This is a genomic window from Paraburkholderia sp. BL9I2N2 (genome assembly GCF_004339745.1).
GTDB lineage: Bacteria > Pseudomonadota > Gammaproteobacteria > Burkholderiales > Burkholderiaceae > Paraburkholderia.
The window spans coordinates 4,062,591-4,085,332 of the sequence record NZ_SMGP01000001.1; the positions used below are offsets into that span (position 1 = coordinate 4,062,591).

17 protein-coding genes are annotated in these 22,742 nt (G+C 63.5%); 11 read left to right on the top strand and 6 right to left on the bottom strand.

Annotated features, from left to right (window positions below):
- Window positions 1-196: 196 nt before the first annotated feature.
- Window positions 197-1,282 carry a porin gene (locus B0G74_RS18695; protein ID WP_132376285.1) on the bottom strand — a complete coding sequence of 362 codons (1,086 nt, stop codon included), beginning with the start codon at window positions 1,280-1,282 and terminating at the stop codon, window positions 197-199.
- Between B0G74_RS18695 and B0G74_RS18700 the strand changes: the two genes are divergently transcribed.
- Window positions 1,281-1,619 carry a hypothetical protein gene (locus B0G74_RS18700; RefSeq protein ID WP_132376286.1) on the top strand — a complete coding sequence of 113 codons (339 nt, stop codon included), beginning with the start codon at window positions 1,281-1,283 and terminating at the stop codon, window positions 1,617-1,619. The two genes, B0G74_RS18695 and B0G74_RS18700, sit on opposite strands and share 2 nt — an antisense overlap.
- A gap of 393 nt (window positions 1,620-2,012) precedes the next feature.
- On the opposite strand, the gene B0G74_RS18705 is transcribed toward B0G74_RS18700, so the two are convergent.
- Window positions 2,013-2,552: a hypothetical protein gene (locus tag B0G74_RS18705; protein WP_165923912.1), complete on the bottom strand. Its 540-nt coding sequence runs from the start codon at window positions 2,550-2,552 to the stop codon at window positions 2,013-2,015.
- A 565-nt stretch (window positions 2,553-3,117) separates the two neighbouring features.
- Here B0G74_RS18705 and B0G74_RS18710 point away from each other — a divergent pair.
- The 9 genes from B0G74_RS18710 to B0G74_RS18750 all read left to right on the top strand — a co-directional run bounded on the left by B0G74_RS18710 (window position 3,118) and on the right by B0G74_RS18750 (window position 15,338).
- Entirely contained in the window at window positions 3,118-4,146 is a 1,029-nt protein-coding gene (locus B0G74_RS18710) for a bile acid:sodium symporter family protein (RefSeq protein WP_132376288.1), read from the top strand.
- A 284-nt stretch (window positions 4,147-4,430) separates the two neighbouring features.
- The gene (locus B0G74_RS18715; protein ID WP_132376289.1) at window positions 4,431-6,281 is read left to right on the top strand and encodes a phosphodiesterase; all 1,851 of its coding nucleotides are present in this window, start codon (window positions 4,431-4,433) and stop codon (window positions 6,279-6,281) included.
- A gap of 196 nt (window positions 6,282-6,477) precedes the next feature.
- Window positions 6,478-7,464, top strand: a complete 987-nt coding sequence (locus B0G74_RS18720) for a LacI family DNA-binding transcriptional regulator (protein WP_132376290.1) — start codon at window positions 6,478-6,480, stop codon at window positions 7,462-7,464.
- Window positions 7,461-8,744 carry an AGE family epimerase/isomerase gene (locus tag B0G74_RS18725; RefSeq protein ID WP_132376291.1) on the top strand — a complete coding sequence of 428 codons (1,284 nt, stop codon included), beginning with the start codon at window positions 7,461-7,463 and terminating at the stop codon, window positions 8,742-8,744. The genes B0G74_RS18720 and B0G74_RS18725 overlap by 4 nt, the downstream gene beginning before the upstream one ends.
- Window positions 8,741-9,658: a carbohydrate kinase gene (locus tag B0G74_RS18730; protein WP_132376292.1), complete on the top strand. Its 918-nt coding sequence runs from the start codon at window positions 8,741-8,743 to the stop codon at window positions 9,656-9,658. The genes B0G74_RS18725 and B0G74_RS18730 overlap by 4 nt, the downstream gene beginning before the upstream one ends.
- A 121-nt stretch (window positions 9,659-9,779) precedes the next feature.
- The gene (locus B0G74_RS18735; protein WP_132376293.1) at window positions 9,780-10,010 is read left to right on the top strand and encodes a hypothetical protein; all 231 of its coding nucleotides are present in this window, start codon (window positions 9,780-9,782) and stop codon (window positions 10,008-10,010) included.
- Between the two features lie 68 nt (window positions 10,011-10,078).
- Window positions 10,079-10,324, top strand: coding sequence for a hypothetical protein (locus B0G74_RS18740; protein ID WP_012431489.1), 246 nt, complete (start codon window positions 10,079-10,081; stop codon window positions 10,322-10,324).
- 232 nt (window positions 10,325-10,556) lie between these two features.
- Window positions 10,557-11,528, top strand: coding sequence for an ion channel (locus B0G74_RS18745; RefSeq protein WP_132376294.1), 972 nt, complete (start codon window positions 10,557-10,559; stop codon window positions 11,526-11,528).
- Window positions 11,529-11,750: 222 nt separating this feature from the next.
- Window positions 11,751-15,338 (top strand): indolepyruvate ferredoxin oxidoreductase family protein, encoded by a 3,588-nt coding sequence (locus B0G74_RS18750; protein WP_132376295.1) that lies wholly within the window; start codon window positions 11,751-11,753, stop codon window positions 15,336-15,338.
- 95 nt (window positions 15,339-15,433) lie between these two features.
- Here B0G74_RS18750 and B0G74_RS18755 read toward each other — a convergent pair whose 3' ends face one another.
- Entirely contained in the window at window positions 15,434-16,126 is a 693-nt protein-coding gene (locus B0G74_RS18755; RefSeq protein ID WP_132376296.1) for a copper homeostasis protein CutC, read from the bottom strand.
- A 45-nt stretch (window positions 16,127-16,171) separates the two neighbouring features.
- Window positions 16,172-17,449 (bottom strand): EAL domain-containing protein, encoded by a 1,278-nt coding sequence (locus tag B0G74_RS18760; RefSeq protein WP_132376297.1) that lies wholly within the window; start codon window positions 17,447-17,449, stop codon window positions 16,172-16,174.
- Between the two features lie 373 nt (window positions 17,450-17,822).
- Here B0G74_RS18760 and B0G74_RS18765 point away from each other — a divergent pair, with 373 nt between their 5' ends.
- Window positions 17,823-19,478 carry a Na+/H+ antiporter gene (locus tag B0G74_RS18765; protein WP_132376298.1) on the top strand — a complete coding sequence of 552 codons (1,656 nt, stop codon included), beginning with the start codon at window positions 17,823-17,825 and terminating at the stop codon, window positions 19,476-19,478.
- Between the two features lie 129 nt (window positions 19,479-19,607).
- On the opposite strand, the gene B0G74_RS18770 is transcribed toward B0G74_RS18765, so the two are convergent.
- Both B0G74_RS18770 and B0G74_RS18775 read right to left on the bottom strand, forming a co-directional pair.
- Complete coding sequence (locus tag B0G74_RS18770; protein WP_132376299.1) at window positions 19,608-20,915, bottom strand: solute carrier family 23 protein; 1,308 nt, start codon at window positions 20,913-20,915, stop codon at window positions 19,608-19,610.
- Window positions 20,916-21,043: 128 nt separating this feature from the next.
- Window positions 21,044-22,609: a methyl-accepting chemotaxis protein gene (locus tag B0G74_RS18775; protein ID WP_132376300.1), complete on the bottom strand. Its 1,566-nt coding sequence runs from the start codon at window positions 22,607-22,609 to the stop codon at window positions 21,044-21,046.
- Window positions 22,610-22,742 lie beyond the last annotated feature (133 nt).

Consider the following 22,742-nt stretch of genomic DNA (forward strand, 5'->3'; position numbering starts at 1 on the left):
AATCGCTCGCTTCAGGAATCAATCGGCGTCATTTTGCCGTGTTTATCAAAGACTGGTCGGCAAAACGCTTCCCAACGAATGAATACAGCGGCGCAAAAGCAAAAAAACCCGCCTTCCGAAGAAAGCGGGCTTGGAGATCAAGCTGATGCGGCCAGTGCGCGAAGCCTGCGGGCAGGCGTCGCGCGGGCCGGGACGCTTAGAACTTGGCGCGCAGGCCGACGCCGTAGGTGTTGCCGCTCGACATGCTGGAGATGTGGTCGTACATGTAGGCCGCGTAAATGTCCGTGCGCTTGGACAGCGGATAGTCGTAGCCGATCGAGGCCGTCTGACGGGTTTGGTCGAACCCGCCGCCGTCGCGCGAGTAGGCGTACGACGCCATCACCAAGCCGGGGCCGAACGGCACCGTCGCGCCGCCTTGCGCCGTGTTCACGTGCCAGCTCGTGACCTGCTGGTCGTTGTACGTGTACATGTACTGGCCGAAGAACTTCACGAACTTCAGGTCGTACGACACGCCGAGTTGCGCGACGCTCTGGCTCTTCAGGCCGGGCACGCCCGACGTGCTGAAGCTGCCGAGGTCGCTCGGCACGTTGTTGAAGTTCACGTACTGATACACCGCCGTGGCCGCGAACGGGCCGTGGAAGTACAGCACCTGGCCGCTCCACTTCTTCGCGCCGTTCTCGGTCGTGTTGCCGAGCGCGTACATGGCCGTCGCCGACAGGCCGTTGAAGTTCGGCGACGAGTACGACACCGCGTTGCTCCAACCGGAGTCGCCCGTCACACCCTGATCCGTCGAGTAGGTCGGGAACGTGCCGAGGCCGAGGTACGTGTGCCAGACCATCGGCGAGAACTGGTACGAGTCGACGAACGGGTTGAACAGAATCGTCGACACGAACAGCGGCGTCGTCAGACGGCCTGCCGTCACCGTGCCGTAGGGCGATTCGATACCGACGTACGCGTTACGCGAAAACATCGTGTCGCCCGTGAAGCGGCCGTACTGGCCGTTTTGCGCCAGGAAGAACCCTTCCAGCGCGAAGATCGCCCTGTAGCCGTTGCCCAGATCCTCCGCCCCTTTCAAGCCCCAGTACGAAGTCGACATGCCGCCGCCCGCGACCTGCACCGCAGTCTTGCCGCCCGGGAATTTCTGCGCACCGACCCATTCGTCGACCTGACCGTAGAGTTGCACGCTCGATTGCGCAAAAGCAGACGATGCACTGGCCAGCAAAGCGGCACACGCGGTTGCCTTGAGGGTGGTCTTCAGCGCACTGCTGATGCTTGTTTTCATGGGTTCTCCTGTCTTTGTCAAAAAAGGTGTGGCTGTGCGAATGGGGGAGCTCGCGCGAATCATTGTTGTTGTCCGTTCGATCATCGAGCCAATCTGGGCGGGACCATCTTTGCGGACCATTTTTATAAACAAAAATATCGTGGGTTATTGCGGGTATATCGGTCTGATTAGTTTTGTCGCTTATCGGCCTGATAAACCCTTGGCAGACAGCGCGCTCGCCGTGCCGCCGCAAATTTTGCGGCACCGCGCAAAGCGTTACTCACATTGCGGCGGACGGGTTGATAACGCCTTAAATGACACGCGGATGACGCACCGCCGCAGAAACGACCAAATTTGACGATGGGAGAGGGTCTGCTGCCGAGTGTTTTCAAAAAAGTGTGGCGTCGAAACGTCACATTGATAGCGGGCCTTGGGACGACGTTATGGCGGAAGGCTGCTGTCAAGCAGTTTGAAAGGCAGGAGCAGCGATCGAGCGGAACCGCAGCGATGAGAATTTGGGAGGACGAAATGGCAGAGATGCCGCGGCCCCCTTCGGGATGATGCAGGCGTGAAGGCGGAGTCAGATACCCGAATGGCCGGCACTCGAACAATGTCGAAGCGGCATGGGGAAGTCAGCGAAGGGAAACAGAAGTAGATGTGTGCGTGCGCTGTCTAGGCACAGACTAAACGGCAAACACTGGTTGCTCACGCAACGAACGTAACGCATAGTCAGTCCGCGAAGCACGAACGCCTAGTTCCGGTAAGGCGAGCCCTCCGACTGACGTGGATCATCGGACTGACGCTGTATGCCGCGCGATGAACCACGCTCCTCGTTGTAGCGGGCGACGTCGGCGCGAATCGAGCCGGCGCGAACCGGCGCATTGGCCGGTGGCCGAGGCACCGTGCGCGACTCGGCACTGACCGGCGTAATAGCGCCGGCGTATTGCATGCCGCCGCGGCCGTCGCCAGCGTATCCAGCCGGTCCGGTGACACGACGCATGCCCGGCTTGTAGACGTCATAGCCGTCGGCGTAACTTCCGCCTGCGAAATTCGCTCCGCCACGCGCCGGGCGCGCGCTGCGATCGACCATCGTATTGCGGGCCGGTGCTGCTGCGCCGTAGGAGCGGTCACCGTTATGCAATTCGCCACGCACAGCGTGATTCGCTCCGGCATGCGAATAGCCGCCACCACCGCCGTGCGGCATGCCTGGCGCTTTCGCATAGGCGAACGAGCACAGCGCAGCGATGACCGCGCCCAACGCCCAGTGCCTCGTTCTCGACAACCCGTCCACCCAGTGACTCACATGCCCGAAGACTTGCCTGAAGACCACCGTTCGAGCTGCGGTGGACTTGTTTTGGGACTGGCACGAGCGGCTGCGACGATATCGCGGCGCGGGGCATCCCGATGGCCTTTGAACCGTAATTTATGGGTGCCGGCAAAGGGTGTCGAGCCAAAAAGTGTTAGGCCTCGGACGCGGATGTAACACCTTGTTACTGCGACGTTTTTCTACGACAGAGTCCTTGCGCGAAAACCCTGAAACCGCTTGCTTTCAAGGACTTGGAGAGACAACTTACGAGCTCTTGCGTATGACGAAACGCAGCCGCATTTTCACCTCAAATGTCAAAACTGCATGGACCAAACAGATCACGTCGCCAATACTGAAAACCTGGGTCGCCGCGCCGTCCAAATTTTCCGGGGCGCGTCTTTCGATGCGCAGCCCTCATTAATCGATTCGGTAAATGAATTTGCATATTTAATCGAAAATCATCAACAATAGCTCTTTCCCATAGGCTGGGACGGCGCCTTCAGGCGCGCGTCCCGCGCGCTTTTCCGCGTTACCGATTCGAGATTCCAACATGGCTCGCCCGAAACTGCTTCCCGACAACTTCACCTTATGCCTCGTCAGCACCGTGATCCTTGCCAGCTTGCTGCCGGTTCATGGGCAGGCCGCTGTCGGGTTCAACTGGGTGACCAACGTGGCGGTCGGCCTGCTGTTTTTCCTGCACGGCGCCAAGCTCTCACGCGAAGCGATCATTGCGGGCGCGACGCATTGGCGCCTGCATCTGGTGGTGCTTCTCAGCACGTTCGCGCTCTTTCCGCTGCTCGGCCTCGCGCTTAAACCGCTCCTTTCGCCACTTGTCACGCCGGCGCTCTATGCGGGGGTCCTCTTCCTCTGCACGCTGCCGTCTACGGTTCAGTCGTCGATCGCGTTTACGTCCATCGCCAAAGGCAATGTGCCGGCTGCGGTGTGCAGCGCGTCCGCCTCGAGCCTGCTCGGCATCTTCATCACGCCCGCGCTCGTCAGCTTCGTCGTCACCAATCAGGCGGCTGGCGGCGGCGCTTCGCCGTGGCATACGGTGGGCAACATTGTGCTGCAACTGCTGGTGCCGTTCGTGGCCGGCCAGTTGCTGCGGCCGCTCATCGGCAAATGGATCGAGCGCAATCGCGGCGTGCTCAAGTTCGTCGACCAAGGCTCGATCCTGCTGGTGGTGTACGGCGCGTTCAGCGAGGCCGTCAATGAAGGGCTGTGGCACCAGATCCCGCTCTCCGCGCTCGGCGGCCTGCTGCTGCTGTGCGTCGTGCTGCTCGCCCTGGCCCTGGCGGTGACGATGTTCGTCAGCAAGCGGCTCGGCTTTAGCCGTGCGGATCAAATCACCATCATCTTTTGCGGTTCGAAGAAGAGCCTTGCCGCCGGCGTGCCGATGGCCAAGGTGATTTTCGCCTCGCATGCGGTGGGCGCCGTAGTCTTGCCGCTGATGCTGTTCCACCAGATCCAGCTGATGGTGTGCGCCGCGCTCGCGCAGCGCTGGGGCGCGCGCGACATGAGTGGCGAGACTCACGCCGCCTCGCGCGAGCGGACCACCGCCGCCGTCGCGCGCCGGTGAATACGCGCGCAATGCAAACAGGACATTCATAAGCGCCCTCCCTGAGCGTCATTTGAAGAAAGCCGCCTCGCGCGGCTTTTTTGTTATTTCACGCGCAAACGCCGCCCCTGTCGCCTCGGCCAGATGGCATAGGCCAATTCCAGGCAACGCGGAACCCGCCTTCAGAATGATTCGATCGAATACAAGCGAGCGCACCATCCCAGTGCAACGGTTCACTAAAAGTTCACTTAATTCCAGGCAACCCGGGCCGATAAGCCGAAGGTCGATCGCTACGCCTACCTGCCATGCACCCTCGCTCGCCCTCCCGATCCGCCGCGCCGCGCATCGAGGAGTTGATCGCCCGGCGTGATCTGTCCGCTGTGTTCCAGCCGATCATCGATTTCGAAGACGGCGCGATTCTCGGCTACGAAGGTCTGATCCGCGGCCCGGCCGGCACGTCGCTCGAAGCGCCGTTCGCCCTGTTTTCGCAAGCGCTCGCCGAGGGCTGCACGATCGAGCTCGAACGCGCCGCCGCGCGCACTTGCATCGAAGCGTTCGCGCAGCTCGACTTCGACGGCAAGCTGTTCCTCAATTTCAGCGCGGGCGCGATGCGCCAGTTGGCCGAGGCGCGCGACGACACACTCGCGCTGCTGCGCCATCGCGGCGTCGATCCGCAGCGGATCGTGATCGAGTTGACCGAGCAAAGCACGATTCTGGATGTCGGCAGTTTCCTGCCGGTGATCTCGACTCTGCGCACGGCCGGCGCGCAATTCGCGCTCGACGATTACGGCACCGCGAACGCCAGCATGAACTTGTGGGTGCGGCTGCAACCGGACGTCGTGAAGATCGACCGCTTTTTCATTCACGACATTGCCTGCGATCCGCTCAAGTTCGAGGCCGTGCGCGCGATGCAGCACTTCGCCAGCGCAAGCGGCGCGCGGCTGGTCGCAGAGGGCATCGAAAACGAAGCCGATCTGATCGTGGTCCGCGACATGGGGATCGGCTGCGGACAGGGTTTTTTCTTCGGCCGTCCGCACGCGCAGCCGGCTCGCCAGGTGACCGACGACGCCCGCGACGCACTGCGCGCCGGCCACATCGCTGTGTTCCCGGAGACCACGCGCGCGGTGAGCAGTGCGTCGCCTTCGGGCGGCATGGCCTCAGAAAAGATGCTGGTACACGCGCCCGCGCTGCCGCGCCACGCGACCAACAACGACGTGCTCGAACTGTTCAACCGCTTGCCCGACCTGCATGCGGTCGCAGTGGTCGAGCAGGACGAGCCGGTCGCGCTGATCAACCGCCGCAGCTTCATGGACCGCTACGCACTGCCGTATCACCGCGAGCTGTTCGGCAAGCGCCCTTGCCTGCTGTTCGCCAATGCGTCGCCGGTCATCATCGAGAAATCGATGACGGTCGAGCAGATGGCCAAGCTCCTCGCGAGCGACGACCAGCGTTATCTCGCCGACGGCTTCGTCATCACCGACAACGGCAAGTATGTCGGCCTCGGCACCGGCGAGAAGCTCGTGCGCGCGGTGACCGAGGTGCGCATCGAAGCCGCGCGCTACGCGAACCCGCTGACCTTCCTGCCGGGCAACATTCCGATCAGTTCGCACATTGCCCGGCTGCTCGGCAACGACGCCGGTTTCTACGCGTGCTACGTCGACCTGAACCATTTCAAGCCGTTCAACGACCAGTACGGCTACTGGCAAGGTGACGAAGTACTGAAATTCGCCGCCGTCGTACTCGCCGACGTGTGCGACCCAACCCGTGACTTCCTCGGCCACGTGGGCGGCGACGACTTCCTGATCCTGTTCCAGAGCGACGACTGGCGCGATCGCGTGCTGCGCGCGATCCACGTGTTCAACGAGGGCGCACAGCGGTTTTATGCGCCGACCGATCGGCTCGCCGGCGGCATCCACGGTGAGGACCGGCGCGGCAATCCGACCTTCTTCGGTTTCGTGACGATGGCGATCGGCTGCGTGCGCGTCGAGCCCGCCGATGGCCCGTCGCTCTATAGCAGCGAGGAAATTGCGTCCGTCGCGGCGCTGGCCAAGCGGCGCGCGAAGCATGAGACAAGCGGTTTCGTGCTGATCGGCGCCGACGAAAGCGTGGCGTTGCTGCGCGGACAGGCCGAAGCCGCTCACGTTTCGCTGGAGTGAACGCGCGTCGTCGAGACTAAGCATCGGACATTGTTTAGCTAATTTTACTAAACAGCATATTCCGGGCCAACTCCAACGCCTACGGGTATTTCCCTGTGTCGAGCGGGTGTTTTTCGGGCGGTTTTAGCGCGGTTTTACTATACAATCGCCCGAACCCAAACACCGTGCGGCCGCCCTTGCGCGTCCGCTTCATTCGATGGCCACAACCATCCGCGACGTCGCCCGCGCGGCCAGCGTGTCGATCGGCACCGTCTCACGCGCATTGAAGAACCAGCCGGGCCTTTCCGAGGCCACCCGCGAGCGCGTCGTCGAAGCGGCACGCAAGCTCGGCTATGACGCCGCCCAACTGCGCCCGCGCATCCGCCGTCTCACGTTTCTGCTGCACCGTCAGCACAACAATTTCGCCGTCAGCCCGTTCTTTTCGCACGTGCTGCACGGTGTGGAAGACGCCTGCCGCGAACGCGGCATCGTGCCGTCCGTGCTGACCGCCGGCCCCACCGAAGACGTGAACCAGCAGATGCGCCTGCACGCGCCCGACGCGGTGGCAATTGCCGGTTTCGTCGAACCGGAAACGCTAACCACGCTGGTGGCGATGCAGCGCCCGCTCGTGCTGATCGACCTGTGGGCACCCGGCATGCGCTCGGTGAATCTCGACAACGCCGCGGGCGCAACGCTCGCCATGCGGCATCTGTTCGAGCAGCAGCGCAAGCGCGTCGCGTTCATCGGCGGCTCGCTCGCGCACTTCAGCATCGCGCAGCGCGCGCTCGGCTACCGGCGCGCATTCTTCGAAGCGGGCTTGCTGTTCGACCCGTCGCTGGAAGTGACGATCGACGCCGGCCTCGACCCCGACAGCGGCGCCGCGCGTGCGATGCATCAGTTGCTCGATGCACCCGGCCCGCGCCCCGACGCCGTGTTTGCCTATAACGACGCCGCCGCGCTCGCTGCGCTGCGCGCGTGCCTCGCACGCGGACTGCGCGTGCCCGAGGACATTGCCATCATCGGTTTCGACGACATTCCCGCCGCCGCCCATGCCACGCCGCCGCTGTCGACCATTTCGGTCGACAAGGAAGCGCTCGGCCGGCGCGGCGTCGAGCTTCTGCTCGAAGACGCCCCTGCTGAACTGGAAGTCCGTTTGCCCGTCCATCTCATTGCCCGTGCCAGTACTTTGGTAAAAATGCCATGACGCAATCCGATCCGCTTCACCCTGCCAACGGTGCCACTCCGGCGCCGCCCGTCGACAGCTTCCGCACACGCGACTTTCTGCTCGCGCATGTGCAGGACACGTTGCGCTTTTACGCACCGAACGTGTTCGATCCGAGCGGCGGCTTTTTCCATTTCTTTCGCGACGACGGTTCGGTCTACGACAAAACCACGCGGCATCTGGTGAGCAGTTGCCGCTACGTGTTCAACTACGCGATGGCGTATCGCCAGTTCGGCGACCCGCAGCATCTCGAATACGCGCGCCACGGCTTGCAGTTCCTGCGCGAAGCGCATTGGGACGCCCAGCACGAAGGCTACGACTGGGAGCTCGAATGGCACGACGGCAAGAAGCGCACGCTCGACGCGACGCGCCACTGCTACGGCCTCGCGTTCGTGCTGCTCGCCTATTCGCATGCGGCGATGGCCGGCATCGAGGAAGCGAAGCCGATGATCGGCGCGACCTTCGAACTGATGGAACATCGCTTCTGGGACGCCGCCGCGGGCCTCTATGCCGACGAAGCGTCGCCCGAGTGGCGGGTCAGCTCGTACCGTGGGCAAAACGCGAACATGCACACCACGGAGGCCCTGCTCGCCGCGCATGAAGCGACCGGCCATCTCGTCTATCTTGATCGCGCGGAACGGGTGGCGTCGAATATCACGCTGCGTCAGGCGAAGCTGTCGCAGGGTCTGGTGTGGGAGCACTTTCACGCGGACTGGTCGGTCGACTGGCACTATAACGAGGAGGACAGCTCGAACATCTTCCGCCCGTGGGGCTTCCAGCCGGGACACCAGACGGAATGGGCGAAGCTGCTGCTGATTCTCGAGCGCTTCCGTCCGTTGCCGTGGCTGCTGCCGCGAGCGATCGAACTGTTCGACGCCGCCATGACGCACGCGTGGGACGAAGACCACGGCGGCCTCTACTACGGCTTCGGCCCCGACGGCACCGTGTGCGACCATGACAAGTATTTCTGGGTCCAGGCGGAAACCTTCGCCACGGCAGCGCTGCTCGGCAAGCGCACCGGCAACGAACGCTTCTGGGACTGGTACGACGAGATCTGGCGCTATAGCTGGGCGCATTTCGTCGATCACAAGTATGGCGCGTGGTACCGCATCCTCACGTGCGACAACCGCAAGTACAGCGACGAAAAGAGTCCGGCCGGCAAGACCGACTATCACACCATGGGCGCGTGCTACGAAGTACTGGCCCACGCGCTGCCCGACGGGGCGGCCGCTGCGCCCGAATCCGCGGAGCAAACAAAATGAGCAATCCCAGCGCGAACCACGAATTTCCCTTCTTCGTCTCAGCCGGCGACATCCTCACCGATCTCGTGCGCACCGGCACTTCGCAATGGCTCTCGCGCCCCGGCGGCGCCGGCTGGAACGTGGCGCGCTGCGTGGCGCGGCTCGGTCTGCCGACCGCGTGCGCCGGCTCGCTGGGCGTCGATAACTTCTCCGATGAGTTGTGGAACGCGAGTGTCGCGGCCGGGCTCGACATGCGCTTCATGCAGCGCGTCGAGCAGCCGCCCTTGCTGGCGATCGTGCATCAGACGCATCCGCCCGCGTACTTCTTCATGGGCGAGAACAGCGCCGATCTGGCCTTCGATCCGGCCCGCCTGCCGGCGGGTTGGATCGGTCAGGTGAAGTGGGCGCACTTCGGCTGCATCAGCCTCGTTCGCCAACCCATCGGCAACACGCTCGCCACTTTGGCGGCCGAGTTGCGTTCGCAAGGCGTGAAGATCAGCTTCGATCCGAACTATCGGAATCTGATGGAGCACGGCTACGAACCCACGCTGCGAAAAATGGCCGCACTCGCCGATCTGATCAAGGTGTCGGACGAGGACTTGCGCCTGCTGTTCAAGACCGACGACGAGGCCGGCGCACTTGCGCAGTTGCGAGCCATGAATCCGGCCGCCACCGTGCTGGTGACGCGCGGACCGGAGACCGCCGTGCTGATCGACGGCGCTATGGTGAGCGAAGCGCGGCCGCCGCGCGTCGAGGTGGTCGATACGGTCGGTGCGGGCGACGCGTCGATCGGCGGCCTGCTATTCAGCCTGATGACTGCGCCGCAGCGGGCGTGGCCGGAGCACCTGGCGTTCGCGCTGGCCGCCGGCGCGGCCGCTTGCCGCCATGCCGGCGCGCACGCGCCGTCGCTCGATGAAGTGGTCGCGCTGCTGTAATTCTGTTGCCTTGTGCGGCGCGCATTGTCACCGGCGTGGTGCGCCGCCAGGGCGGAGAACCGAAGCTCCGTCATCGTGCTAGGATGAAAAAACCGAAACCTTTGGAAGACGGAGAGACGCCATGGACGACATCACCTACACCAAAGGCATCTACACGGCTACGGCCTCGACCAGAGAAATAGAAAAAGATACCTGGCAAGGCGTAGTCACCCTCTCGCGCGACGAAGGCGACGCCACGGAAGATCAGGAAACCACGCTCTACGAAGTCGAAGCCACTTCGTCGACGCCGGAAGAAGCGCTCGAGGAAGCCAAAGCGCTCGCTCACCGCATCCTTGGGGAAATCGAACTCTAGGTAGAAAACCGGCGCCGAGCGTTTGTGTTCGCGTTGCGCCACCCTGAACCAACCGGCCGGAGGCGGTCATGGCTGAACAGCTCTTCCTCTACGGCGTGTATTCGATTCACGTCCGCCCACTCGAACTCAACGGTGCGCGCTGGGACGCGGAATACGAAATCCGCCATCGCGAGAAAGCCGTCAAATCGTGGACGACGGTGGGCGGCGACAACGGCTACGGCGACGAAACCGAAGCTGTCGCGGCAGCTCATCAGCAAGCCGTCGATGATATCGAACACGGCGCTGGCATTCCCAAGCCGCGAGCCTTCCCGTAAGTCCGAAGCGCGCGCACGCTGTGGCGCGCGTGCTTGATTGCGTGATTGCTTCAGTGCGCGGTACAAGCGCACCGTAAGGCCGTGTTGATATGCCTCGCTGAAACGCCGTGCATGCACGGCGAGCACACGGCAGCGGCACGCTTTCACGCGCCCGCGCACCACGCCGAAAATCACCTTCCGCGGACGAAGCGGCGTGCTACGCTTTGGCCGTTTTCATTTCCACGAGCCCGCGATGGCGACTGAACCGTCAGACCGTCCTTCCGGCTTCGGCGACGCCGAAGCACGCGCACCGGCGCGCCGCTCGCGCGGCAGCCGCGAGTTGCGTCTGGACGATCGCGTGATCATCGCGCACGGCATGCCGGCGCCGCTCTGGCAGGATCTCTATCACCGCGCTCTGGTGGTTCGGTGGCCGACGTTTTTCGTCTCGCTCGCAGTCCTGTTCGTGTTGCTCAACACGACGTTCGCCGAGCTCTATATGCTCGGCAATGCGCCGATCGCCAACCAGTTTCCAGCCGGTTTCGGCGGCGCGTTTTTCTTCAGCGTCGAAACGCTCGCGACGGTCGGATACGGCGACATGCATCCGCAAACCGTCTACGCGCACTGGATCGCCACGCTGGAAATTTTCGTCGGCATGTCCGGCATCGCGTTGGCGACGGGGTTGATCTTCGCGCGCTTTTCGCGCCCGCACGCCAAGATCATGTTCACGCGTTACGCGGTGATCCGGCCGCTCGACGGCCGCATGACGCTGATGGTGCGCTCGGCCAACGCGCGTCAGAACGTGATCGCCGAGGCCCGCGCAAGGCTGCGCATTCTGCGCCAGGAAACCACGGCCGAAGGTTATACGCTGCGCAAACTGTACGACCTCACGCTGGTGCGCGATCAACACCCGGTGTTCAAACTGGGCTGGACGGTGATGCACATCGTCGACGAAAACAGCCCGCTGTTCGGCGAAACCGCCGAAACGCTCAAGCGCCTCGACACCTCATTGATTCTCACCCTGGAAGGCGTCGACGAATCGACTTCGCAAACCATGCAGGCGCGCCACATGTGGTCGTGCGATCAGATCTACTGGCATCACCGTTTCGTGGACATCATGAGCGAGCGAGACGGCGTGAGTCATATCGATTACGCGCTGTTCGACGAAATCGTGCCGCTCGACGATACGCCCGTCGCGGCCGCCAAGGCAACGGCGCCGGCACCGTAAGCCGTTCGAAAAACGCACCAGGGCATACCCGCATCCGGCCGTTGCGTGGGAGATCCATCTCAAAACGCCACTAAAACGCGTGGCTCGTCGCGCCTATTCGCGAGCGGCCGGTCAAAGTAGGAAAAATTCTCTCCCATTGGCGCTAAAAAATAGAGTCTCTTTCGCTGCGCCACCTTCGTGGTCCCCACCACTGCGCGCGGATGCAAAACAGGAGACTCACCCATGACCGCTCGCCTGCCCATCGACGGCACGCCCGCACTGGCCGATTACAAGCTTTCCGACAACCTCACCGCGACGCGCGGCCGAATCTTCCTGACCGGCACGCAGGCGCTGGTGCGCCTCGCGCTCATGCAGCGCGCCGCCGATAAGGCGCGCGGCATGAACACCGCCGGCTTCATCAGCGGCTATCGCGGTTCGCCGCTCGGCATGGTCGACCAGCAGTTGTGGAAAGCGCAAAAACTGCTCACGGCGAGTGATATTCGCTTCTTGCCCGCCATCAACGAAGAACTCGGCGGCACCGCCGTGCTCGGCACGCAGCGGGTGGAATCGGACCCGGAGCGCACCGTCGAAGGCGTGTTCGCGATGTGGTACGGCAAAGGCCCGGGCGTGGACCGCGCCGGCGACGCGCTCAAGCACGGCAACGCCTACGGTTCGTCGCCGCACGGCGGCGTGCTGGTGGTGGCGGGCGACGACCACGGCTGTGTGTCGTCGTCGATGCCGCATCAGAGCGACTTCGCGATGATGGCGTGGCACATGCCGGTCGTGAATCCGTCGAACATCGCCGACATGCTCGAGTTCGGCTTGTACGGCTGGGAGTTGTCGCGCTTTTCGGGCGCGTGGGTCGGCTACAAGGCGATCTCCGAAACGGTCGAATCGGGCTCGACGGTCGATCTCGACGCGCTGCGCACAGACTGGGCCGCGCCGCAGGATTTCGAAGCACCGGCAGGCGGCCTGCACAATCGCTGGCCCGATCTGCCCAGCCTGACGATCGAATCGCGGATGCACGCGAAGCTCGACGCGGTGCGGCACTTCGCGCGCGTGAACAGCATCGACAAATGGATCGCGCCGAGCCCGCATGCGAACGTGGGGATTGTGACCTGCGGCAAGGCGCATCTGGACCTGATGGAAACGCTGCGCCGCCTCGATCTGACGGTCACCGATCTGGAAGCGGCCGGCGTGCGGATCTACAAGGTCGGCCTGTCGTTTCCGCTGGAGATGACGCGTATCGACGCGTTCGTCTCCGGCTTGTCCGAAGTGCTGGTGATCGAAGAGAAAGGCCCGGTCATCGAACAGCAGATCAAGGACTATCTGTACAACCGCACGCAAGGCACGCGGCCGATCGTCGTCGGCAAGAACGCCGAAGACGGCACGCTGCTGCTGTCGTCGCTCGGCGAATTGCGGCCGTCGCGCATTCTGCCGGTGTTCGCCAACTGGCTCGCGAAGCACAAGCCCGCACTCGATCGCCGCGAACGCGTGGTCGATCTGGTCGCGCCGCAAATTCTCTCGAACGCCGCGGACAGCGTGAAACGCACACCGTACTTCTGCTCGGGTTGCCCGCACAACACCTCGACCAAAGTGCCGGAAGGATCGATCGCGCATGCGGGGATCGGCTGCCACTTCATGGCGTCGTGGATGGAACGAGACACGACCGGTCTCATCCAGATGGGCGGTGAAGGCGTCGACTGGGCGTCGCATTCGATGTTCACGAAAACGCGCCACGTGTTCCAGAATCTCGGCGACGGCACCTACTTCCACTCGGGCATTCTGGCGATCCGCCAGGCCGTGGCGGCAAAAGCCACCATCACGTACAAGATTCTCTATAACGACGCCGTCGCGATGACGGGCGGCCAGCCAGTGGACGGCAGCATCTCGGTGCCGCAGATCGCGCGTCAGGTGGAAGCCGAAGGCGTGTCGCGCTTCGTCGTGGTCAGCGACGAGCCGGAGAAATACGACGGCCATCACGATCAGTTTCCGAAGGGCACCACGTTTCACCATCGCAGCGAGATGGACACCGTGCAGCGTCAATTGCGCGACACCGACGGCGTGACCGTGCTGATCTACGACCAGACCTGCGCGGCGGAAAAACGCCGGCGCCGGAAAAAGGGCGAATTCCCCGATCCGGACAAGCGCCTCTTCATCAACGAGGAAGTCTGCGAAGGTTGCGGCGATTGCGGCGTGCAGTCGAATTGCCTATCCGTGGAACCGGTTGAAACGGCATTGGGCCGCAAGCGTCGCATCGATCAATCGTCGTGCAACAAAGACTACTCGTGCGTGAACGGCTTCTGCCCGAGCTTCGTCACGGTGGAAGGCGGCAAGCTGAAGAAAGCCGCGGGCGCCGCATTCGATCCGCAAGCGCTAGCTGCGCGCGTCGACGCGTTGCCGATTCCCGCAACGCATCTCGATGCCGCCCCGTACGACATTCTGGTCACGGGTGTCGGCGGCACGGGCGTCGTGACGGTCGGCGCATTGATCAGCATGGCCGCGCATCTGGAAGGCAAGAGCGCGTCGGTGCTCGACTTCATGGGCTTCGCGCAAAAGGGCGGCTCGGTGCTGTCGTTCGTGCGCTTCGCCGCGCGCGACGAGTGGCTCAATCAGGTACGCATCGACACGCAACAGGCCGACGTGCTACTCGCCTGCGATATGGTGGTGGGCGCAAGCGCCGATGCGCTGCAAACGGTGCGTCATGGCCGCACGCGCATTGTCGTGAATACGCATGCGATTCCAAACGCCACGTTCGTGACGAATCCGGACGCGACGCTGCACGCCGACGCGCTGCTCGACAAGATGCGTCACGCGGCCGGCCCGGAGCGTATGTCGACGTGCGACGCGCAGGCGCTCGCCACGCGGTTTCTCGGCGACACCATCGGCGCGAACATTCTGATGCTCGGTTATGCCTGGCAACTGGGTCTCGTGCCCGTGTCGTTCGGCGCGATGATGCGCGCGATCGAATTGAACAACGTCGCGGTGCAGATGAATCAGTTGGCGTTTTCGATCGGGCGCCTCGCCGCCGAAGATCCAGCCGCGCTCGAATCGCTGTGGCAAGCGCGGCATCTGGCGAAGCAAAGCGTGCGCGTCGATACGCTCGATGAACTGATCGCGCATCGGGAAGGCCGTCTGCAGACTTACGGCGGCGCGAGCTATGTGAAGCGTTATCGCGCGCTGGTCGACGCCGCACGCCGCGCGGAATTCGCAGTGGACGCGAAAAGCGAACGCTTGACGCGCGCGGTGGCGACCACGTTCTATCGTCTGCTCGCGGTGAAGGACGAATACGAAGTGGCGCGCCTGCACACGGATGCTGCATTCCGTGAGGCGCTGGAAGCGCAATTCGAAGGCGTGGCCGGCAAGGATTTCGGCATCAAGTTCAATCTCGCGCCGCCGACGCTCACGCGTCCTGAACCCGGCAAGAATCCGACCAAGAAAACCTTCGGTCAGTGGATGTGGCCGGTGCTCGGCACGCTGGCAAAATTCAGCAGTCTGCGCGGCACGATGCTCGATCCGTTTGGCCGCACGCTGGAACGCAAGATGGAACGCGAACTCGCTGGCGATTACGAAACCACCTTGAAGCGTGCGCTCGCCAAGCTCGATGCCGGCAATCTGGAAGACGTGGCGAAGCTGGCCGACCTGCACGCTCGTGTGCGCGGTTATGGTCACGTGAAACTCGCGAATCTGGCGGGCGTGAAGCGCGGCGAGCGCGACTTGGCCGCACGTTTGCAGATCGACGCGGCGACGGGTGAGTCGGTGCGGAAATCGCTGGAAGAGGTGAAGGGCGCGGGGCAGTTGCGCGGGATTCCGGTGGTCGTAGCGAAGTAGTTTTTCTTGGGCACGTAGACGCAGAAGAAGAAATGCCGTTTCGAGAGCGATCTCGATGCGGCATTTTTCTTTGCTTCGCCGGTTTAATTATTTGGTCATGCGTTCAGCAGTGCTCTGACCTTGGCAACTTTGTCTGCATCGACCGGCGCGAGACCGTTGCTGTTCACGCGAACGCCTGAACCAAAATGCACCGCGTCAACTCGTGTCCTGCTCACAAAACCGGCGATGGCGTCGACTGTCAGACCCGCGCCAGCCAGCACTGTGCACCGCGAACCGGCCGCCTGCTGCACCAGCTCTCGAATCGTGGCTTCCGCGTGCAGCACTGAAGCTTGTCCACCCGAGGTCAGCACATTCGTCACGGCCTCGAAACCGAGCAGTACATCGAGCGATTGGCGCAAATCACGCGCTTCATCGAACGCACGATGGAAGGTGACAGCCAGTCCATCCGCCGCATCGATCGCACGCGCGAGGCCTTCGCGGTCGATCTCGCCAGCGGCGTTCAGCATGCCGATCACCACGCCATTCGCGCCCGCCGCTTTCACGGCCCGCACGTCGCGCAGCATCACCGCATAGTCGTCGGCGTCGTACACGAACGAACGGCTGTGAGGCCGCACGATCACGTTCACGGGAATCCCGACCGCCGCCACCACCGCTTCGATCAAGCCGAGGCTCGGCGTCAGGCCGCCCTCGCCCATCGCGGTGACAAGTTCCAGACGGTCAGCACCGGCTTGCGCGGCGAGGCGCGCGTCGGCAACAGTTGTGGCAATGACTTCGAGGAGCACGGACATAAGCGCGGGAGAGTGTCGTTAAATATCGTTGAAAACGACATGATCTCAGAACTGCTCTTCGTCCACCCAGTCGATATCGCCGCACAGCACGCAGGTCTGCTCGCCGACACGGGTCGCCACCGAAAGCGTCACGCACGGCAACGCCTCGTTGATCGACAGATACGGCCGCGTCACATGCACACGCTCCGGCGCATTGATCGCATCGCGGAAATACGGACGACGCAGCCAGTTCGCCCCTTGCGCATCAGCGAGCGGCAGAAAGCGCGTTTCATGCGCCGCGCGATCGGCGCGCAGCACGACGTTGCGGCCCGCCTGCTTGCCCTTCGCGTCGAGCAGGAAGCAGCGCGCGGCATGGTCGAGCGCGAGAAAATTCCAGCACACTTCCTCGAGCGGTTCGCCGGCCGCGAGCCGTTCCGCCGCCCGCTCGAAAGCCCGCAAGTACGGCGCGATCCGGCTGGCATTGCGGCGCTCGCGCGCGTCGGCCTGATCGCGATAACGCTCGGTGAGTTCGCTGATACACGTCGTCGCGTGCAACGCATCGGCCGCGCCCGGGTTCGGACGGCCGAAAAAAAAGCCCTGCACGAAGTCCGCATTGCAGGCGAGCGCCATCTGCGCCTCATGCTCGGTTTCCACGCCTTCGACCAGCACCAGCTTGCCCGCTTCGTGCAGCAGCGCCACGAGGCCCGGCAGAATCGTCGCCATGTCGGCGCGATGCGCGGCGTGCGACAGCATGATGCGATCGAGCTTCACGATGTCGGGATTCAATTGCCAGATCCGTTCGACGTTCGAGTGTCCCGCGCCGAAATCGTCGAGCGCGATCAGGAAGCCACGCTCGCGGAACTGACGCACGGCGTCGGCGAGACGTTCCAGATCTTCGGCGCGATGCTCGAGCACTTCGAGCACGATGCGCCGCGGCGGCAAATCGAGCCGCTTCAGCGTGGCCAGCAAGGCAGCGGCGAGATACGGATCGGTGAGCGCACCGGGATGCACGTTCAGGAACAGCCACTCGCGCTCGGCGCCGAGCACCTTGAAATTTTCCAGATGCAGGGTCTGGGCCAGTTTGTCGACCTGCAGCACATCGCCGAGGCGCGCGGCCTCGCCGAATACGTCGAGCGGCGACACGGGCCGGTCGAGCGCATCGTGCGCGCGCAGCAGCCCTTCGTAACCGACCGCCCGCATATGCGACAGGCTGAAAATCGGTTGAAACACGCTGCTCAGCGTGAGTTCGCCATGCTGCACCGTGAAACGTTCGAGCCCCGACGTCATCTCGACACCGAAGCCATGTGGCGCGCTGGCCGTCCTTTCCTGTTGCGCAATCGTCATGCAGTCCTCTCACGCGAGAGCCGGGCCGGTCGGAACGCGGAAGCGAACAACTTCGGCGCCGTTTCTCAAATGTGCGTCATCGATATACCTTAAGCAAGCTCCATGCGCACGCTGACGCACATTCCGATGAAATTTGTCCGAAAGATTGCACCCGTGTAAGGGAGCATGCGCCGCGTGTGGGCGTGACTCGCACCGTTAAGGTGCGCCGGGTCGCGAAGACGCGCTCGCGCCGGGTCGGCGGCGCTCCATGTCGGCCTGGGCGTGGCGCTACACGTCGTCGGGCTAAACTTCGGCCTTACGCTTCGTCAGCATCGCGTGGCCGCATCGTCGAAGATCACCGAACTAACACCGTTATATCCCCAGAAATAGACCGATGGACATTGTCTTTACCGTATTGATTCTTTTGCTCGCCGTCGCCGCGTCGGGCGTCGTCATCCGCATCCTGCCGATCGCGCTGCCGCTGCCGCTCGTGCAGATCGTGATCGGCGCGTTGCTCGCATGGCCCAGGCTCGGGCTGCACGTCACGTTCGATCCGGACATTTTCATGATGCTGTTCATTCCGCCGCTGCTGTTCGCGGACGGATGGCGCATTCCCAAGCGCGAGTTCTTCATGGCGCGACGCTCGATCCTGATGCTCGCGCTCGGCCTCGTCTTCATAACGGTGCTGGTGGTCGGTTATTTCGTGCATGCGCTGGTGCCGTCGATCTCGCTGCCAGTTGCATTCGCGCTCGCTGCAGTGTTGTCGCCGACGGATGCGGTGGCGCTGTCCGGCATCGCCGGCAAGGGCAAGATTCCGGGGCGGCTCATGCATATCCTCGAAGGCGAGGCGTTGATGAACGACGCGTCGGGACTGGTCGCGTTGAAGTTCGCGATTGCCGCGGCGCTGACCGGCGTGTTTTCGTTGCGCGACGCGTCGATCAGTTTCGTGATCATCGCCGTGGGCGGCCTCGCGACGGGCGCTGCAGTGAGCTGGGTGTTCGGCTTTGTGTCGGCCCACTTTCTGAATCTCACCGAAGAAGGCGACCCGGCGCCCGGCGTCGTGATGACTCTGCTGATTCCATTCGCCGCTTATCTGGTCGCCGAGCGTTTCGAGTTGTCGGGCATTCTGGCCGCGGTCGCCGCCGGCATGATGATGAACTACACGACCATTGTGACCGCCGGGCCGGCGTCGTCGCGAGTGCGCGCCAGCAGCACGTGGACGATGATCGAGTTCGTCTTCAACGGCATGGTGTTCATTCTGCTGGGGCTGCAGTTTCCGCACATTCTCGGCCGGGCACTGCTCGACGCGCACGAGACCAGTAACGCGCAGGTCTGGCGGCTGGTCGGCTACGTCGCCGCAGTGGCGGGTGCCCTGTACGCAATGCGCTTCGTGTGGGTGTGGCTACTGCGCTATTTCGCGAGCCGCAGCGCCGCGAAGCAAGGCGTGGCGAATGCCGTTCCGGGCTTGCGCACCGCCGCAGTGACGACGGTGGCCGGTGTGCGCGGGGCCGTGACGCTCGCGGGCGTGCTGTCGTTGCCAGAGCTGTTGCCGGGAGGCGCCGCGTTGCCGGGCCGCGATCTCGCGATCTTCATCGCATCCGGCGTGATCCTGGTCTCGCTGATCGTGGCGGTGGTGGCGTTGCCGCTGTTGCTGAGCGGCTGGCGCCGCGGCAAGGATCCGCATGCGGCCGAGGAGGCGCTCGCACGGACCATGGCCGCGCAAGCCGCGATTCGCGCTGTCGACGAGGTGCACGACAGGGAGTGCGCGAATCTCGATGAGTCGGCTTCGGCGTATGCGGCGGATGTCACCGCACGAGTGATGGACCTCTATCAGCGCCGCCTCGCCACGCTCGATGAAGAACGTGAACCGCGCGAACTGGCGCGCCGTGCCGACGCGCTGGAGTTCAGAATGAAACTCGCGGCCATGAGAGCCGAGCGCAAGACGCTGCTTGAACTGCGCAGCAGTCAGGAGATCAACGACGAGACGTTGAACAAGCTGATGCGCGAAGTGGATTTGTCGGAGACTGCGCTGACGGCGCGAAGGAAGTAACGGGCACTCGCACTGAGTAGTTGCGATTCTAGCGGCGAGGGCTTTTTCTTCGATCGAAACAACGTGCGTAAGAGAAAAGCCTGCGCCGCCGGCGAACCTGTGGAAACGACTAGTTCAGCGCGAGAAAAATCACGCCACCGGACCATGCGCCGGTTTCCTTCTCAGGAGAGCGTAGAGAATGATCGCGCCGAAGGTCGCGGTGCCGATACCGCCCAGACCGAAGCCGCCGAGCTTCAGCGAGAAATCGCCGGCGCCGAGTACGAGCGTGACCGCGGCCACGATGAGATTGCGGTTGTCGGAGAAGTCCACCTTGTTGACGACCCAGATCCGCGCGCCGGTCACGGCGATCAGGCCGAACACGACGATCGACACGCCGCCCAGCACCGGCCCCGGAATGGTCTGGATCACCGCGCCGAACTTCGGCGAAAAACCCAGCACCAGCGCGATCAACGCGGCGATCACGAACACCAGCGTCGAATAGATCTTGGTGACGGCCATCACGCCGATGTTCTCGGCATACGTCGTGACACCGGTGCCGCCGGCGAAGCCCGACACGATCGTCGCGAGTCCGTCACCGAGAAATGCACGGCCGACGTAGCGGTCCAGATTCTGGCCCGTCATCGCGCTCACCGCCTTGATATGCCCGAGGTTCTCCGCCACCAGAATCACCGCGATCGGCGCGAGCAAGGTCATCGCCTGCATGTTGAACACCGGCGCCGTGAAATGCGGCATGCCGAACCATGCGGCATTCGCGACGATGGCGAAATCGATCGGCTTGCCCATGCCGAGACCGTTGGTGACGATCGCGTAAATCACGTACGCCATCAGCAGGCCAACCAGAATCAGCAGACGCTGCAGCATGCCGCGCGCGAACACCGCGACCGCGCCCACGCACAACACGGTGACGAGCGCCATCCACGAATCGAAGTTGCTGCCGCTCACGCCATGCACCGCGATCGGCGCCAGATTCAAACCGATCACGCAGACAATCGCGCCCGTCACCACCGGCGGCATCAACGTCTCGATCCATGTGGTGCCGACCGCCGACACGATCAGGCCGATGAGCGCGTACACCACCCCGCACGCGATGATCCCGCCCAGCGCGACCGGAATGTTCATGTTCGGGCCGTGGCCGCCGTACCCCGTGACCGCGATCACGAGACCGATGAACGCGAAGCTCGAGCCGAGATAGCTCGGCACGCGGCCGCCCACCAGCACGAAGAACAACAGCGTGCCGATGCCCGACATGAAGATGCACAGGTTCGGATCGAAGCCCATCAGCAACGGCGCGAGCACCGTCGAGCCGAACATCGCGACGACGTGTTGCACGCCCATCGCGAACATCTGCGGCCACGCGAGCCGCTCGTCGGTGCCGACGATGCGGCCCTCGGCAGCCGCGGACTGGGCGCGCCAGCGGGGGAAGTAGGAATCGGCCATGGCGGGGGTTCTCCTCTGTTCGGCGCTATTTATGGTGGCGCGGCGCCGGCACAAGGCGCCGCCCAGGAATTAGGCGCGAGTGTACGGAGTGCCATTGGGCCTGGCAAGCTCGGGGAAATGCGCGGCGCTCAGCCGTGCCGCGCTTCCAGCGAAAACACCGTGACAGCCGCCTGCAACTGCCTCGCCTGATCCGCCATCGACGCCGCCGCGGCAGCCGCCTGCTCGACCAACGCCGCGTTCTGCTGGGTCACGTCGTCCATCTGCGCGACCGCGCGATTGACTTCTTCGATGCCGGTGCTTTGTTCCTGCGACGCCGACGAAATCTCGCCCATGATGTCGGTCACGCGTTTCACCGCGTGGGTGACTTCGGCCATCGTCTGCCCGGCCCGCTCGGCGAGTTCAGCGCCGCTGCCCACGCGCGCCGTCGAGCTTTCGATCAGTTCCTTGATCTCCTTCGCCGACACAGCGCTGCGCTGCGCGAGCGAGCGCACTTCGCCTGCCACCACCGCGAAGCCGCGACCTTGTTCGCCGGCGCGCGCCGCTTCGACCGCCGCGTTCAGCGCGAGGATGTTGGTCTGGAACGCGATCCCGTCGATCACCGCGATGATGTCCGTCATGCGCTTCGAGCCTGCCGCCAGCTCACGCATCGTTTCGACCACGTCGCCGACGAGATGGCTGCCGCGCGCCGCGACTTCCGACGCGCCGTGCGCCACGCCGCCCGCCTGCTGCGCGTTCTCCGCGTTCATCTTCACCGTCGACGTCAGTTCCTGCATGCTCGACGCGGTTTCCTGCAACGCGGCGGCTTGCTCTTCCGTGCGTTGCGACAGATCGGTATTGCCTTGCGCGATTTCGCCCGACGCCATCAGGATCGATTCGCTCGATTCGCTGATGCCCGACACGATGCCCGCTAGCCGCTCGCGCATGTTGCGCAACGCGAACAGCAAGCTGTGAGAGTCACCCGCGCGGGTTTCGACGCGCACGCTAAGGTCGCCGCCAGCGATGCGGTTGGCGATCTGCATCGCGTAATCCGGTTCGCCGCCGAGCTGCCCGGACAGACGACGCGCGATCACGGTGGCGAGCAGCATGCCCGCGACGATCGCACCCAGCACCAGCGCGCTCATGACGATGCGCATGTGCTGATAGCCGGTGGACGCTTCCAGTTGCGCGTCGTTGGCTTGTTGGCGGCGATAGTCGATCAGCGCCGTGATGCGATCGCGCAGCGCCTCGCTCGACGCGATCGCCCGGCGCACGAGTTCGTTGTTATCGACACCTGCCGGAATCGGTTCGAGACCGATCTGCTGATGCACGATGCCTTCCCACACCGCAGACTTGCGCAGCACGTCGTCGAATATTTCCTGGCCCTGGCTCGTCTCGATCGTCGCGCGATACTGATCGTAGGCAGCGTGCATCTCCTTGAGTGAGCCGACAATGTTGTTCTTCAACTTTTGACGGCCGGCGTCGTCGGCGGCATAGCCGAGATTCGCGGCGGCCAGATCCGAATCGATCTTGTGCCGGTTCGCCTCTTCCATCCAGTACAGGCCGTCCATGTGTTTATCGCCGATCGCGTCGGTAATGCCGTGCATCGCCGACAGCGTACTCAGCGACGTCGCGCCGATCACGACGCAAAAACCAATCACCACGGCAAACGCCAGCAGCAGTTTCCTGAACACGGGCATGCGGTCGAACCACTTCATTTCAGCATCCTTCATGAGTCACGACGGGACGTCGGCGCCACCACGCCATCGCGAAACCTTCGCGATCTATCGGATACGTGGCGGCGCTCTCACCTCATTTACGGCGGCCATCACCGAGACTTGATAAGGGAAA

Bases quoted from the DNA above. Each gene is read 5' to 3' on its own strand.
- B0G74_RS18700 (WP_132376286.1), top strand. From the start codon at position 1,281: ATGGGTTCTCCTGTCTTTGTCAAAAAAGGTGTGGCTGTGCGAATGGGG.
- B0G74_RS18695 (WP_132376285.1), bottom strand. From the start codon at position 1,282: ATGAAAACAAGCATCAGCAGTGCGCTGAAGACCACCCTCAAGGCAACC.
- B0G74_RS18710 (WP_132376288.1), top strand. From the start codon at position 3,118: ATGGCTCGCCCGAAACTGCTTCCCGACAACTTCACCTTATGCCTCGTC.
- B0G74_RS18715 (WP_132376289.1), top strand. From the start codon at position 4,431: ATGCACCCTCGCTCGCCCTCCCGATCCGCCGCGCCGCGCATCGAGGAG.
- B0G74_RS18720 (WP_132376290.1), top strand. From the start codon at position 6,478: ATGGCCACAACCATCCGCGACGTCGCCCGCGCGGCCAGCGTGTCGATC.
- B0G74_RS18725 (WP_132376291.1), top strand. From the start codon at position 7,461: ATGACGCAATCCGATCCGCTTCACCCTGCCAACGGTGCCACTCCGGCG.
- B0G74_RS18730 (WP_132376292.1), top strand. From the start codon at position 8,741: ATGAGCAATCCCAGCGCGAACCACGAATTTCCCTTCTTCGTCTCAGCC.
- B0G74_RS18735 (WP_132376293.1), top strand. From the start codon at position 9,780: ATGGACGACATCACCTACACCAAAGGCATCTACACGGCTACGGCCTCG.
- B0G74_RS18740 (WP_012431489.1), top strand. From the start codon at position 10,079: ATGGCTGAACAGCTCTTCCTCTACGGCGTGTATTCGATTCACGTCCGC.
- B0G74_RS18745 (WP_132376294.1), top strand. From the start codon at position 10,557: ATGGCGACTGAACCGTCAGACCGTCCTTCCGGCTTCGGCGACGCCGAA.
- B0G74_RS18750 (WP_132376295.1), top strand. From the start codon at position 11,751: ATGACCGCTCGCCTGCCCATCGACGGCACGCCCGCACTGGCCGATTAC.
- B0G74_RS18755 (WP_132376296.1), bottom strand. From the start codon at position 16,126: ATGTCCGTGCTCCTCGAAGTCATTGCCACAACTGTTGCCGACGCGCGC.
- B0G74_RS18760 (WP_132376297.1), bottom strand. From the start codon at position 17,449: ATGACGATTGCGCAACAGGAAAGGACGGCCAGCGCGCCACATGGCTTC.
- B0G74_RS18765 (WP_132376298.1), top strand. From the start codon at position 17,823: ATGGACATTGTCTTTACCGTATTGATTCTTTTGCTCGCCGTCGCCGCG.
- B0G74_RS18770 (WP_132376299.1), bottom strand. From the start codon at position 20,915: ATGGCCGATTCCTACTTCCCCCGCTGGCGCGCCCAGTCCGCGGCTGCC.
- B0G74_RS18775 (WP_132376300.1), bottom strand. From the start codon at position 22,609: ATGAAGTGGTTCGACCGCATGCCCGTGTTCAGGAAACTGCTGCTGGCG.